Origin of the sequence: Lonepinella sp. MS14436, assembly GCF_042470565.1 — a bacterium.
Taxonomy (GTDB): Bacteria; Pseudomonadota; Gammaproteobacteria; order Enterobacterales; family Pasteurellaceae; genus Lonepinella.
The window spans coordinates 1,629,728-1,643,137 of the sequence record NZ_CP170385.1 but is presented as its reverse complement, the minus strand read 5'-3'; the positions used below and the strand labels follow the sequence as shown (position 1 = coordinate 1,643,137).

The window sequence follows — 13,410 nt, the reverse complement described above, 5'->3', positions numbered from 1 at the left end:
CTAGTAAAACTAGTAATAAAATCAGAGTAATAATTTCTGATACTTTCACATAAATCACCTCCTTAGTGCTATATTACTAAGGCGACTAGGCGAAGTGCTATTGCGAGTGGCACTTCGCTCGCCCCATAGCACGGCAGAGATTATACATAAACCCCTGTCTATTTGTCTAGGGGTTTATTGTTTTTTATCCATGCAAAAATAATGAGATCATGATGATTACGCTCAACCAACTCAAATTCCAATACAAAACCATGGCAATGCAATTTGATTTACATATTGCTAAAGGCGAAAAAGTGGCGATTGTCGGTGCAAGTGGTGCAGGCAAAAGTACGCTGTTGAATTTAATTGCTGGTTTTGAAATGGCAAATTCAGGCGATATTTATTTAGGCGGCGAAAAACATAATACCACCGAACCCTATCAACGTCCTGTTTCCATGTTATTTCAAGAAAATAATGTGTTTCCCCATTTAACGGTTTTTCAAAATATTGCATTTGGGCTAAAAGCTAATTTAAAGTTGGATAATCAACAAGTCCAACTTGTTGAACAGGTAGCAAGTGCGGTAGGATTAAGTGAATTTTTGCAACGAAAACCCACCGCACTTTCAGGTGGACAAAAGCAAAGAGTGGCGTTAGCCCGTTGTTTATTGCGAGATAAACCGATATTATTATTGGACGAACCGTTTTCCGCACTTGATCCGCAATTACGTCAAGAAATGTTGGATTTGTTGCTGAAATTAAGTGATGAAAAAAATATCACCTTATTAATGGTGACACACCAACCTAATGAATTGGTTGGCAAAATTGACCGTGTTATTCAAATTGAAAATGGACTTATAGTATGATTAAGCAACCTTTACAAATTTACTCTATTACTCCCCATAAAACCGCTGAATATTGGTCAGTGTGTAAAGTGGAAGCCTTGTTTGAAACGCCTTTTTTAGAGCTGGTTTTTAAAGCGGCTCAAATTCACCGTGAAAACTTTAATCCGCAAGCCATTCAACTTTCTACCCTTATGTCCATTAAGACGGGTGGTTGCCCAGAAGATTGTCATTATTGTCCACAATCTGCTCGCTATCAAACGGGTGTGCAAAAACAAGATTTATTAGATATTGCCGATATTTTAGAAAAAGCCAAAATCGCTAAATCTCGTGGGGCAAGCCGTTTTTGTATGGGGGCAGCGTGGCGTGGACCGAAGCCAAAAGATGTGGCAAAAATTACCGAAATTGTTAAAGCAGTAAAATCCTTAGGTTTGGAAACCTGTGGTACTTTTGGTATGTTAGAAGACGGAATGGCAGAAGACTTAAAACAAGCTGGCTTAGATTACTACAATCATAATCTTGACACTGCCCCTGAGCATTATTCCGAGATTATTGGCACACGCCGTTTTGATGACCGCATGAGTACCCTTGGCAAAGTACGTAAAGCAGGGTTAAAAGTTTGTTGTGGCGGTATTGTGGGTATGAACGAAACTCGCAAAGAGCGTGCAGGCTTGATCGCAAGTTTGGCTAATTTAGATCCGCAACCTGAATCCGTGCCAATTAATCAGTTGGTAAAAGTGGAAGGCACGCCGTTAGAAGATGCGGAAGAGCTAGATTGGACCGAATTTGTCCGCACGATTGCGGTGGCTCGCATCACCATGCCACAAAGCTATGTGCGATTGTCCGCTGGTCGTCAGGGAATGAGCGAAGAAATGCAAGCCATGTGCTTTATGGCAGGGGCAAATTCTATTTTCTACGGCGATAAATTACTGGTAACGGAAAATCCTGAAGAAGATGGCGACCAAGTGCTGATGGCAAAATTGGATTTAGAGCCTGAAAATACGGAAAATCGTTCTGTTCGAGTGGCATAAAGTGCGGTGTTTTTTTGGGAAATATTTTATTTGCAACATAATAAAAAGGGATAAAAATGCAAAATATGATTATTACTGTTGACGGTCCTAGCGGTGCAGGCAAAGGCACGCTTTGTTATGCTTTGGCGGAGAAATTGGGCTTTGCGTTATTGGATAGTGGGGCGATTTATCGTGTCACAGCATTGGCAGCACTGAAAAGTGCGGTGCAATTAGATGATGAATTGGCATTAGCTGAATTGGCTCGTCATTTGAGAGTGCAGTTTTTACCTGAAAAGGGTGAAGTGAGTATTTTGTTGAATGGTGAAAATGTCAGTGGTCAGATTAGAACGCAGGAAGTCGCTGAGGCTGCCTCTAAAGTGGCAATTTTTCCGCAAGTTCGCACTGCACTATTGCAGTTGCAACAAGACTTTGCTCAACAAGGGAAAGGCTTGATTGCCGATGGACGTGATATGGGGACGGTGGTGTTCCCAAATGCCCAAGTGAAGCTATTTTTAGATGCTAGTGCAGAAGAAAGAGCAAAAAGACGATTTAAACAGTTGCAAAATAAAGGAATTAATGGTAACTTTGCACAGATTTTAGCCGAGATTCAAGATCGTGACTTTCGGGATAGAAATCGAGCAGTTGCACCACTGAAACCTGCGGATGATGCGTTGTTGTTAGACAGTACGGAATTGTCCATTGATGAAGTGATTCAGCAAGCCCTAGATTACATTGCACTGAAAGTCAAAAGCTAATTTCAAATATATTTTTCGGTTTATTCAAGGACGGATAGACTATTATTATCAACCCCACTTATTATGGATTAAAAAGTGGATGTTATTAACTTATTAAAGAAGATTAATTATGTCAGAATCTTTCGCTCAACTCTTTGAAGAATCATTAAATAACCTTGAAACTCGTTTAGGCTCTATCGTTAGCGGTACAGTTGTTGCTATCGAAAAAGGCTTTGTTTACGTGGATGCAGGTTTAAAATCTGAAGCTCGTATTCCAGCTGAAGAGTTCACTAATGCTCAAGGTGAAGTTGAGGTTAAAATTGGCGACGTAGTAAACGTTGCATTAGATGCAGTTGAAGACGGTTTCGGTGAAACTAAACTTTCTCGTGAGAAAGCGGTACGTCACGAATCTTGGATTGAATTAGAAAAAGCATTCGAAGCTCAAGCCAGCGTGATCGGTTTAGTGAATGGTAAAGTGAAAGGCGGTTTCACTGTTGAATTAAACGGTGTGCGTGCGTTCTTACCAGGTTCATTAGTAGATACTCGTCCAACTCGTGATGCAGACCATTTACTCGGTAAAGAAGTAGAATTCAAAGTTATCAAATTAGATCAAAAACGTAATAACGTGGTGGTTTCACGTCGTGCGGTGATCGAATCTGAAAGCAATCAAGATCGTGATGAAGTATTAGCCAACTTGTCTGAAGGTGCAGAAGTTAAAGGTGTGGTTAAAAACTTAACTGAGTACGGTGCATTCGTTGACTTAGGCGGTGTGGATGGTTTATTACACATCACTGATATGGCTTGGAAACGTGTTAAACACCCAGGCGAAATCGTTAATGTTGGTGATGAAATCACGGTTAAAGTATTAAAATTCGACAAAGATCGTACTCGTGTGTCTTTAGGCTTAAAACAATTAGGTCAAGATCCTTGGGCAGCGATTGCTGAAAATCACCCAGTAAACAGCAAATTAACAGGTAAAGTGACTAATTTGACTGATTACGGCTGTTTCGTTGAGATTTTAGATGGTGTTGAAGGTTTAGTTCACGTTTCAGAAATGGATTGGACTAACAAAAACATTCACCCATCTAAAGTTGTCAGTCTTGGTGATGTTGTTGAAGTGATGGTGTTAGAAATTGACGAAGAACGTCGTCGTATTTCTTTAGGCTTAAAACAATGCAAACCAAACCCATGGTTACAATTCGCTGAAACTCACAATAAAGGCGACAAAGTTGAAGGTAAAATCAAATCAATTACTGATTTCGGTATCTTCATCGGTCTTGAGGGTGGCATTGATGGTTTAGTTCACTTGTCTGACATTTCTTGGAATGTACAAGGTGAAGAAGCCGTTCGTCAATACAAAAAAGGTGACGAAGTAGCAGCCGTTGTATTACAAGTTGATTCAGCCAAAGAACGTATCTCTTTAGGTATCAAACAATTAGAAGAAGATCCGTTCAACAATTTCGTTGCGGTAAACAAAAAAGGTGCAGTGTTATCTGCAACTGTAGTTGAAGCCGATGCGAAAGGTGCAAAAGTTGAATTAGCAGGTGGCGTGGAAGGCTATATCCGTGCAGCAGACTTAACAAATGAAGTTGCCGCAGGTGATGTGGTTGAAGCAAAATACACAGGCGTAGATCGTAAAGCTCGTATCGTTCACTTATCTGTGAAAGCGAAAGATCAAGCAGAAGAAGCCGCAGCGGTTGCAAACGTAAATAGCAAACAAGAAGAAGTTGCTATTCCTAACGCAATGGCAGCAGCATTTGCTCAAGCAAAAGGTGAATAATTTATTCACATAATGGTAACTGGCGTGGTTGTACACGCCAGTTGTTATCAAAAAAATCAGGTATTTTTATTGGTAATTCCTGATAAAACTTTTACCGCAGTTGCAGTAATACAACTTAATTATTACTATGTTACACGAATAATTAGGTTGTTTTATTGGCTCAAAAATAAGGAATAGATTATGACAACTAAATCAGAACTTATTGATACATTGATTGAAAAGTATCCCTCTTTTTCAGTAAAAACCGTTGAAAATTCAGTGAAAGAAATTTTAGAACAACTTTCCCAGACTCTTGAAGACGGAAATCGTATTGAAGTACGTGGTTTTGGTAGTTTTTCTTTACATTGTCGTCAGCCTAGAGTAGGGCGTAATCCTAAGACAGGTGAAAGCGTTAAATTGCAAGCAAAATGTGTACCGCACTTTAAAGTGGGTAAAGAATTAAAGGAACGTGTAGATCGATAATTTGATTTATACCAAGATAAATATCTTAAAACGGCACTATTTATGTGTCGTTTTTTGTCATTATTTTTGGCATAATAAAAACATGATGTTAACGCAAAGGAATTTTAGTTAAAGGGGAAAAGTATGTTTAAATATATTTTAGGGATTATTTTAGTCATTGCTGTGTTACTTGTGGCTGTTACAATAGGTGCTAATAACGATCAAGTCATTACTTTTAATTATATGGTGGCAGAAAGCGAATTTAAACTTTCAACTTTAGTTGCTTTGTTATTCGGTTTAGGTTTAATTCTGGGCTGGTTACTCACAGGGATTTTTTATCTTCGCATTAAAATTAAAAATATAGCATTAGGTCGCCAAATTAAACGTCAAACCCAACAAATTAATGAGTTGACTTCAAGTTTGAATAAGGCTGCTTAATAATGATTGAATTACTCTTTCTGCTTTTGCCGATTGCCGCTGCTTATGGTTGGTATATGGGGAATCGTAGTGCAAAAAAAGATCAGGAAGAGATAAGCAATAAATTTTCTCGTGATTATGTAACAGGGATGAATTTTCTGTTATCTAATCAAACTGAAAAAGCGGTGGATTTATTTTTAGAAATGCTGCAAAAGCAGGAAGTTGAAAATGAAATTGAACACCGCTCACAATTTGAAGCGGAATTAACTTTAGGTAATTTATTCCGTTCTCGAGGCGAAGTAGATCGTGCTTTACGTATTCATCAAGCCTTAGATCGTAGCTCGGATTATTCTTTTGAACAGAAATTATTAGCCAAACAACAGCTCGCTAAAGATTTTATGTCGGTGGGTTTTTTTGATCGGGCTGAAAATTTGTATATTTTGCTGGTAGATGAACCTGAATTTGCTGAGGGAGCGTTACAACAGCTGGCGATTATTTATCAAAAAACCAAAGAATGGAAAAAAGCCATCAATGTGGCAGAAAAATTAGCGAAGATAGCACCGAAAGAGGATAATATTGAATTAGCCCAATATTATTGTGAGTATGTCAATTTATTACCGAAAGATAGCAAAGAAAATCCTAAACTGCTCCTTGAACAAGCCTTAAAGGTATCACCTAATTGTGTTAGAGCATCAATGATGTTAGGTACATGGTACATTGAGCAAAAAGATTTCAAAAGTGCGGTGAAAATTCTAGAAAATGTATTAAACCAGAATGTGGATTATGTAGGGGAAATATTACCCCAACTAAAAGATTGCTATCAACAGTTGGGCTTACTAGATAGTTTTGAATTATTTTTGGTGCGAGCTAGTCAACTGAGTGGCAATGCCAGTGTAGATTTGGCTTTGGCAGATGTAATAGAACAAAAAGATAGTCGTACCTCAGCTCAAAGTAAAGTATATCAAAAGATTGGTACTAACCCGAATATGTTTTTATTTCACCGTTTTATTCAATATCAAATTGATGATGCGGAAACTGGACGTGGCAAAGACAGTCTAGTGTTATTGCATAAAATGGTGGGTGAACATATTAAACAAGGATTTGATTATCGTTGTACTAACTGCGGTTATCAAAGTCATAAATTGATGTGGTGTTGTCCATCTTGTCGCCAGTGGGAAAAAGTAAAACCGATTCGTGGCATTGAATTGGCAAATTAATAAATAATTTAACTAAGTAACTGTGTAAGGAATCAAATATGGATAGCAAAATTATTGTGGCTTTAGATTATGAAAATGAATCTGATGCGTTAAATCTGGTGGATCAAATTGATCCTTCCCTTTGTCGCCTAAAATTAGGTAAAGAAATGTTTACCAGTTTAGGGACAAATTTTCTCAAACAATTACAGCAACGTAAATTTGATGTGTTCTTAGACTTAAAATATCACGATATTCCGAATACGGTAGCGAGAGCGGTACGCTCTGCGGCAGACTTAGGTGTTTGGATGGTAGATTTACACGCCAGTGGTGGTTTACGTATGATGGAAGAAGCGAAAAATATTCTTGAACCTTATGGTAAAGATGCTCCATTATTAATCGGTGTAACCGTGTTGACTAGCATGGAAGATTTGGATTTGTTGCAAATTGGTATTAACGCTTCGCCATTAGAGCAAGTGATTCGTTTGGCTAATTTAACGCAACGTGCTGGTTTAGATGGTGTGGTTTGTTCACCACAAGAAGTCGAGATTTTACGTAGAAACTGCGGTGAAAATTTTAAATTAGTTACACCTGGTATTCGTCCAGTAGGTAGTGAATTTGGTGATCAACGCCGTGTTATGACACCAGCTGCTGCGGTTGGTGCTGGTTCAGATTATTTAGTAATTGGTCGTCCGATTACCCAAGCGGATAATCCAGCAGCAATATTACGTAGCATTAATGCTTCTTTAGCGAATCTTTAATTGTCGTATGAATCAGTTAGTTTATTCTACCGAATTGGGGCGGATTAAAGCACAAATAGCAAAATCACAACCAGAACGAAAAGGTGATGGTATTGTTCGTATTCAGCGTCAGACAAGCGGTCGAAAAGGGGCTGGTGTTAGTGTGATTACTGGGTTGGATATACCTGATGATGAGCTGAAAATATTAGCTGCAGAACTGAAAAAACGTTGTGGTTGTGGTGGTTCGGTGAAACAGGGTAATATTGAGATTCAAGGCGAAAAACGAGATTTACTCAAACAGTTGTTGGAGCAGAAAGGATTTGTGGTGAAACTGGCTGGTGGCTAGTTTAAAAAGACTAAAAAAACAACCGCACTTTAATTGTGCGGTTTTGTCATATTAACGTGAATATCCCAAGAACATTGCTCCAAGTAACAGCAATACACCGCCTACGAAAAATACAGGTTTAGGGTTAGTTACTTTTTTACCAAAAAATTTTGCAGCACAAAACGCATAACCTACAAAGCAAGCGAGTTTTGCCATTTTCCACCAAGAAAAACCAAAGCTAAATAAGAAAAATAATCCTGTCGCCAGTAAGATGGTATCTGATAAGTGCGGTAAAATTTTTAATAGTTTTACTGCACGCCAGTCTTTTCCAGCAAGTTGCATTGCTCCACGAGTAACTAATAAGAATAAACTTAAATAAGCAAAAACAATATGTGTAGTAACAATAGTTGATAACATTTTTCACTCCAAAATAAAAGCACACATTATAGAGAAAGCATAAAAAACGGTCAAATGCTAATTAGATAAAGTCAGCATGCAATCATAATTTATGGCTAGAAATAATAAAAAGCATTAAGTTCGTTATTTTTTACTGAATTTTATCTGATTTACTGATATATTAAGACATTCACTGTTGACTAGCAGAATTTTATTCTTTTATAGGGGGGATTATATGGATAAAAAATTAGTGAAGCCTTTTGATGCTATTGATATTAAAATTCTTGATGAATTGCAACGGAACGGTAAAATTTCAAATATAGACTTATCTAAAAAGGTTGGTCTTTCTCCAACACCTTGTTTAGAACGGGTAAAACGTTTGGAAAAACAAGGCGTTATTATGGGTTATCGGGCATTATTAAATCCTGAATTATTAGAAGCTCCGTTATTGGTTATTGTTGAAATTACCCTTGTGCGTGGTAAGCCAGATGTATTTGAAGAATTTAATGATGCAGTTCAGTTATTAGATGATATTCAAGAATGTTATTTGGTTTCTGGTGATTTCGACTATTTACTCAAAACACGAGTGGCAGATATGTCAGCCTATCGTAAATTACTGGGTACAACGTTATTACGTCTTCCTGGTGTAAATGACACTCGTACCTTTGTAGTTATGGAAGAAGTGAAACAAACGAATTTTTTACAATTAAAATAAAATGATTAGAAAAATAACAGACGGTTTTTCACCAAAACATTATTTGGTGGAATTTTTATTTGGATTGACCGCACTTTTCGGTTTTTATTTGATTATCGCTTGGTCGAGCTATAGTCCCTTTGATAATGCTTGGTCAGTGGCGAGTTATCAAGATCAAGTGATCAATAAAGCGGGGCATTTTGGTGCTTGGGTGATTGATCTATTTTTCGTATTATTTGGCTATGTTGGTCATTTATTACCGTTCTTACTATGTATTGCACCGATTTATTTTATCCGTACTAAACGTGTAGATAGCCTGACTTGGACACGCTTTTTATTAAGAATGTTCGGTTTTGTGTTATTAATGCTTGGCTTAACCGCACTTTCTGCAATGTTACTCTCAAATACTAGCGATTATTTATCTGGCGGTGTGTTAGGCGGAATGCTAATAAAATATAGCGTACCGTTATTGGGTCAGTTTGGTTTACTCATGTTTGGGGTGGGATTTAGTATTCTCGGCTTTGTTTTTTGCTCAGGTGCATCCTTAATTCGTTTACTAGTGAGTTTTTATAATTGGTTAACGGTTAAAAATGATGAGCCAGTAGAGGAAACAGAACAAGTTACGCAACAACAAATGGCGACAGAATATGATGTAGAACAGGATATTCAGCTTCAATCGACTGTTGTTCAAGAAAAACAAGAAGTAGCAGATGAGCATAATCCAATTTATATTTCTGGATTAAATGAATCGCAAGTGGCTCAACATCAAGTACAAGCAGAATTTGATGGTGTAACGACAGGGTTTACATCGATTGAATTGGAAGCAGCAGAATTACCAGAAGTAAAAATTGCTCAACCTAATGGCTTTGATTCAGAAAATATTACCGTAGCATTGCCAGAGCAAATGACTTCAGATGACCATCAGGTTGACCAACCTGACTTCTTATCTACCAATACATTAACAGTGCAGTTACCTGATGAGATTAATACAACCGTTATTCCAGAGGTAAAATTAACCCCACCTAAACCGCTAACGCCTGTAGAAAATGAAGATTTGGATGCACTTTCAGCGGAATTAGCTAATCAATTTGCTCAACAAGAAGCGGAGAGAGAACGGCAACGTTTGGAACAAGCTCAACAATTAGGCGTGCATTTAGTAGATGATATAGATGATGTCGCTGTTGAATCCGAGGAGGAAGAAGAAGTAATACAAAATGGCTTGCGTACTATACCGATTGATAAATTAGTAGAATTATATGGTGATCATAAAGTTAAAGAAAAACCAACCACAGAATTACCCGTATTAGATTTATTGGATAAACGTGTTGTACAAACACAAAATATTTCCGAACAACAAATTCGAGAAACATCAAGACGCATAGAGCAACAGTTGCAAAATTTCAAAATTAAAGCAACGGTGAAAGGGGTATTAGTTGGTCCTGTCGTTACGCGTTATGAGTTGGAGTTATTACCTGGGGTGAAAGCCTCCACGGTGAGTAAAATTGATACGGATTTAGCTCGAGCATTGACCTTTAGGGCGATTCGTGTCACAGAAAGTATTCCAGGTAAACCTTATATTGGCATTGAAACACCGAATAAAGAACGCCAAATTGTGCCATTGCGAGATGTGTTAGATAGTGATGAGTTCCGCAATAGTAAAGCCTTATTGCCGATGGCATTAGGTAAAGATATTAGTGGTACACCAATAGTGATTGATTTAGCCAAAACACCACATTTATTAGTGGCTGGTTCCACGGGGTCAGGTAAATCGGTTGGGATTAATACTATGATTTTAAGTTTGTTATTCAAAGTAAAACCTGAAGAAGTCAAATTTATTATGATTGACCCAAAAGTAGTGGAATTGTCGATTTATAATGATATTCCGCATTTGCTTACGGAAGTCGTAACCGACATGAAAAAAGCTGCTAATGCGTTACGTTGGTGTGTGGATGAAATGGAACGCCGTTATCTATTATTGTCGCAATTACGTGTACGTAATATTGAAGGCTTTAATGAACGCCTTGATAATTATCGTGAGCAAGGGATTGGGATTCCAGATCCCTTATGGAAACCTGGTGATACCTTAGACAATATGGCTCCATTATTAGAACGAATGAATTATATTGTTGTCATAGTGGACGAGTTTGCCGATTTAATGATGCAAGTGGGTAAACAAATTGAAGAACTAATTGCTCGTTTAACGCAGAAAGCACGTGCCGTTGGTATTCACGTGATTTTAGCTACTCAACGTCCCTCTGTTGATGTCATTACTGGCTTGATTAAATCGAATATTCCAAGCCGAATAGCCTTTACGGTAGTACAACGTAATGACTCTCGTACCATTTTGGATCAGAATGGGGCGGAATCGTTATTAGGTATGGGGGATATGCTTTATCTTGGTAACGGTACCACTGATCTGATGCGAATTCATGGGGCTTATATGTCTGATGATGAGGTATCAAGAGTCGCTGATGATTGGCGTGCAAGGGGCAAACCAAATTATATTTCATCTATTTTGGAAAGTGTTGATGATGATATGGTTGATGGCGATAACGATTTTTCGTCCAGTAGTGAAGATTTAGATCCGCTTTTTGATAAAGCGGTTGAAATTGTAACGAATACTGGCATGACATCCACTTCTTTTATTCAACGCCGTTTGAAAATTGGTTTTAACCGTGCTGCGAATTTAATGGATCAGTTGGAAGAACAAGGGATTGTGTCAGAAATGCGTAACGGTAAACGTGAATTATTGACCCGTATGCCTGATTATTAGAATAGGAAAGTAGAATAATGAAAAAAATATCACAAAAAATCACCGCACTTTTAACTTTAGCATTGGTAACACCTTTTGTATTTGCGGATGCGGCTACTGAATTACAATCACGTTTGCAAAAAGTGCAAATGTTCAGTGCAGAGTTTAATCAGAATGTCAGTTCAGCGAATGGTAAACAAGTGCAACAAGGGGCAGGTACATTGCAGATTAAACGTCCGAATTTATTCCGCATGGATACCAAAGCACCGCAAGAAAGCCAAATTATTTCTGACGGTAAAACCTTGTGGTTTTATGATCCTTTTGTGGAACAAGTTACAGCCAACTGGGTAACAGAAGCTGTGAATAATACCCCTTTTGTGTTGTTAACCAGCAATGATAACGGTCATTGGCAACAATATAGCGTGGTGCAAAATAGCGATACGTTTGTGTTAAAACCGAAAGCTAAAAATAGCAATATTAAGCAATTTGATGTGCGAATTGATGCGAATGGCGTGTTAAAAGGCTTTAGTACCATTGAGAAAGATGGTCAATCAAACCTATATATATTACGTAATATTCGTAATGATAATATTGCCGATACGGTGTTCCAGTTCAGTGTACCGAAAGGGGCTGAATTTGATGATCAGCGGAAGAAGAAAAAGTAATGATATAAGGGTGTATTGCATACGCCCTTTATCCCCGTTCTAAAGGATAATTTATGTCCAACCTTAACCTAAATTTCACTGATACTGACTTCCGTCCACTTGCCGCTCGTATGCGACCACGCACTTTAGATGAATATTGCGGACAATCACATTTGATCGGGCAAGGCAAGCCACTGCGTAAAGCCATTGAAGCGGGGCATGCTCATTCCATGATTTTATGGGGACCTCCGGGGACGGGTAAAACTACGTTAGCGGAAATTATTGCTCATCGTATTAATGCCGAAGTAGAACGCCTTTCAGCTGTTACCAGTGGTGTGAAAGAAATTCGAGAAGCTATTGAACGTGCTAAACAGAATCAACTCAATGATCGCCGTACCATTTTATTTGTCGATGAAGTGCATCGCTTTAATAAAAGTCAGCAAGATGCTTTTCTGCCACATATTGAAAATGGCACGATTATTTTTATCGGAGCAACTACTGAAAATCCGTCTTTTGAATTGAATAGTGCCTTGCTATCTCGTGCTAGAGTGTATATTTTAAAATCCCTAGATAAGCAAGATATTCAGCAGGTATTACAACAAGCCATTGATGATCCTGAACGAGGATTCGGTAAACTGCGGTTAAAAATCGAAGATAATTTATTGGCATTATTAGCGGAATATGTCAATGGTGATGCTCGTTTAGCGTTGAATTGTCTTGAATTAATGGTGGATATGGCAGATGAAGATCAGAAAAATGGCAAGATTTTACACCGCACTTTATTAACCGAAGTGCTAGGTGAACGGCAAGCTCGTTTTGATAAACAGGGGGATCGATTTTATGATTTGATTTCTGCTTTGCATAAATCAGTACGAGGCTCGGCTCCTGACGCCGCCTTATATTGGTATGCTCGGATTATTACTGCGGGTGGCGATCCCTTATATGTAGCTCGTCGCTTATTAGCCATTGCGTCAGAGGATATTGGCAATGCAGATCCAAGAGCTATGCAAGTGGCATTGGCTGCATGGGATTGTTTTACCAGAGTCGGTGCAGCAGAGGGAGAACGAGCTATTGCTCAAGCTATTGTGTATCTTGCGGTTGCGCCGAAAAGCAATGCAGTGTATTGTGCATTTAATCAAGCTAAAGAATTGGCAAAACAAGCGCCAGATTATGATGTACCAATTCATTTACGCAATGCTCCAACGAATTTAATGAAAGAAATGGGGTTAGGTGCAGAATACCGTTATGCCCATGATGAACCAAATGCCTATGCAGCAGGTGAAAATTATTTTCCACAACAATTAAAAGATACCCAATTCTATTTTCCAACCAACCGTGGTATGGAAGTTAAAATAAAAGAAAAATTGGATTGGCTGACCCAACTCAATAAACAAAGCACAAAAGTGCGGTGGAAATAATGGAAATTCCAGCTAAATCGTTATAGAATAAAAACAATTTTTACGGCA

14 protein-coding genes are annotated in these 13,410 nt (G+C 38.2%); 13 read left to right on the top strand and 1 reads right to left on the bottom strand.

Annotated elements, in window-relative coordinates:
- Window positions 1-212: 212 nt before the first annotated feature.
- The 9 genes from thiQ to yciH all read left to right on the top strand — a co-directional run bounded on the left by thiQ (window position 213) and on the right by yciH (window position 7,479).
- Window positions 213-842: a thiamine ABC transporter ATP-binding protein gene (thiQ, locus tag O1Q81_RS07950; RefSeq protein WP_386696944.1), complete on the top strand. Its 630-nt coding sequence runs from the start codon at window positions 213-215 to the stop codon at window positions 840-842.
- On the top strand, window positions 839-1,849 hold the full coding sequence (bioB, locus tag O1Q81_RS07945; RefSeq protein ID WP_386686669.1) for a biotin synthase BioB: 1,011 nt from the start codon (window positions 839-841) through the stop codon (window positions 1,847-1,849). The genes thiQ and bioB overlap by 4 nt, the downstream gene beginning before the upstream one ends.
- A gap of 56 nt (window positions 1,850-1,905) precedes the next feature.
- Complete coding sequence (cmk, locus tag O1Q81_RS07940) at window positions 1,906-2,583, top strand: (d)CMP kinase (protein ID WP_386696942.1); 678 nt, start codon at window positions 1,906-1,908, stop codon at window positions 2,581-2,583.
- A 109-nt stretch (window positions 2,584-2,692) separates the two neighbouring features.
- Window positions 2,693-4,342: a 30S ribosomal protein S1 gene (gene rpsA / locus O1Q81_RS07935; protein WP_386686664.1), complete on the top strand. Its 1,650-nt coding sequence runs from the start codon at window positions 2,693-2,695 to the stop codon at window positions 4,340-4,342.
- Window positions 4,343-4,522: 180 nt separating this feature from the next.
- The gene (locus O1Q81_RS07930) at window positions 4,523-4,804 is read left to right on the top strand and encodes an integration host factor subunit beta (RefSeq protein WP_386686661.1); all 282 of its coding nucleotides are present in this window, start codon (window positions 4,523-4,525) and stop codon (window positions 4,802-4,804) included.
- 123 nt (window positions 4,805-4,927) lie between these two features.
- The gene (locus O1Q81_RS07925) at window positions 4,928-5,221 is read left to right on the top strand and encodes a LapA family protein (RefSeq protein WP_386696939.1); all 294 of its coding nucleotides are present in this window, start codon (window positions 4,928-4,930) and stop codon (window positions 5,219-5,221) included.
- A gap of 2 nt (window positions 5,222-5,223) precedes the next feature.
- Complete coding sequence (gene lapB / locus O1Q81_RS07920) at window positions 5,224-6,417, top strand: lipopolysaccharide assembly protein LapB (RefSeq protein WP_386686658.1); 1,194 nt, start codon at window positions 5,224-5,226, stop codon at window positions 6,415-6,417.
- Between the two features lie 38 nt (window positions 6,418-6,455).
- Window positions 6,456-7,154: an orotidine-5'-phosphate decarboxylase gene (gene pyrF, locus O1Q81_RS07915; protein WP_386686657.1), complete on the top strand. Its 699-nt coding sequence runs from the start codon at window positions 6,456-6,458 to the stop codon at window positions 7,152-7,154.
- Between the two features lie 7 nt (window positions 7,155-7,161).
- Window positions 7,162-7,479 (top strand): stress response translation initiation inhibitor YciH, encoded by a 318-nt coding sequence (gene yciH / locus O1Q81_RS07910; protein WP_386696938.1) that lies wholly within the window; start codon window positions 7,162-7,164, stop codon window positions 7,477-7,479.
- Window positions 7,480-7,530: 51 nt separating this feature from the next.
- Here the strand turns inward: yciH and O1Q81_RS07905 are convergent, their stop codons facing one another.
- The gene (locus tag O1Q81_RS07905) at window positions 7,531-7,875 is read right to left on the bottom strand and encodes a SirB2 family protein (RefSeq protein WP_386686651.1); all 345 of its coding nucleotides are present in this window, start codon (window positions 7,873-7,875) and stop codon (window positions 7,531-7,533) included.
- 214 nt (window positions 7,876-8,089) lie between these two features.
- Here O1Q81_RS07905 and lrp point away from each other — a divergent pair, with 214 nt between their 5' ends.
- From lrp to O1Q81_RS07885, 4 genes are read left to right on the top strand one after another with little or no spacing between them, the layout of a single operon-like run.
- Window positions 8,090-8,569 carry a leucine-responsive transcriptional regulator Lrp gene (gene lrp, locus O1Q81_RS07900; protein ID WP_386686649.1) on the top strand — a complete coding sequence of 160 codons (480 nt, stop codon included), beginning with the start codon at window positions 8,090-8,092 and terminating at the stop codon, window positions 8,567-8,569.
- A gap of 1 nt (window position 8,570) precedes the next feature.
- Window positions 8,571-11,321: a DNA translocase FtsK gene (locus O1Q81_RS07895; RefSeq protein WP_386696936.1), complete on the top strand. Its 2,751-nt coding sequence runs from the start codon at window positions 8,571-8,573 to the stop codon at window positions 11,319-11,321.
- A 17-nt stretch (window positions 11,322-11,338) separates the two neighbouring features.
- Window positions 11,339-11,965, top strand: a complete 627-nt coding sequence (lolA, locus tag O1Q81_RS07890; protein ID WP_386694234.1) for an outer membrane lipoprotein chaperone LolA — start codon at window positions 11,339-11,341, stop codon at window positions 11,963-11,965.
- Window positions 11,966-12,018: 53 nt separating this feature from the next.
- Complete coding sequence (locus O1Q81_RS07885; protein WP_386696934.1) at window positions 12,019-13,362, top strand: replication-associated recombination protein A; 1,344 nt, start codon at window positions 12,019-12,021, stop codon at window positions 13,360-13,362.
- Window positions 13,363-13,410 lie beyond the last annotated feature (48 nt).

Bases quoted from the DNA above. Each gene is read 5' to 3' on its own strand.
- thiQ (WP_386696944.1), top strand. From the start codon at position 213: ATGATTACGCTCAACCAACTCAAATTCCAATACAAAACCATGGCAATG.
- bioB (WP_386686669.1), top strand. From the start codon at position 839: ATGATTAAGCAACCTTTACAAATTTACTCTATTACTCCCCATAAAACC.
- cmk (WP_386696942.1), top strand. From the start codon at position 1,906: ATGCAAAATATGATTATTACTGTTGACGGTCCTAGCGGTGCAGGCAAA.
- rpsA (WP_386686664.1), top strand. From the start codon at position 2,693: ATGTCAGAATCTTTCGCTCAACTCTTTGAAGAATCATTAAATAACCTT.
- O1Q81_RS07930 (WP_386686661.1), top strand. From the start codon at position 4,523: ATGACAACTAAATCAGAACTTATTGATACATTGATTGAAAAGTATCCC.
- O1Q81_RS07925 (WP_386696939.1), top strand. From the start codon at position 4,928: ATGTTTAAATATATTTTAGGGATTATTTTAGTCATTGCTGTGTTACTT.
- lapB (WP_386686658.1), top strand. From the start codon at position 5,224: ATGATTGAATTACTCTTTCTGCTTTTGCCGATTGCCGCTGCTTATGGT.
- pyrF (WP_386686657.1), top strand. From the start codon at position 6,456: ATGGATAGCAAAATTATTGTGGCTTTAGATTATGAAAATGAATCTGAT.
- yciH (WP_386696938.1), top strand. From the start codon at position 7,162: ATGAATCAGTTAGTTTATTCTACCGAATTGGGGCGGATTAAAGCACAA.
- O1Q81_RS07905 (WP_386686651.1), bottom strand. From the start codon at position 7,875: ATGTTATCAACTATTGTTACTACACATATTGTTTTTGCTTATTTAAGT.
- lrp (WP_386686649.1), top strand. From the start codon at position 8,090: ATGGATAAAAAATTAGTGAAGCCTTTTGATGCTATTGATATTAAAATT.
- O1Q81_RS07895 (WP_386696936.1), top strand. From the start codon at position 8,571: ATGATTAGAAAAATAACAGACGGTTTTTCACCAAAACATTATTTGGTG.
- lolA (WP_386694234.1), top strand. From the start codon at position 11,339: ATGAAAAAAATATCACAAAAAATCACCGCACTTTTAACTTTAGCATTG.
- O1Q81_RS07885 (WP_386696934.1), top strand. From the start codon at position 12,019: ATGTCCAACCTTAACCTAAATTTCACTGATACTGACTTCCGTCCACTT.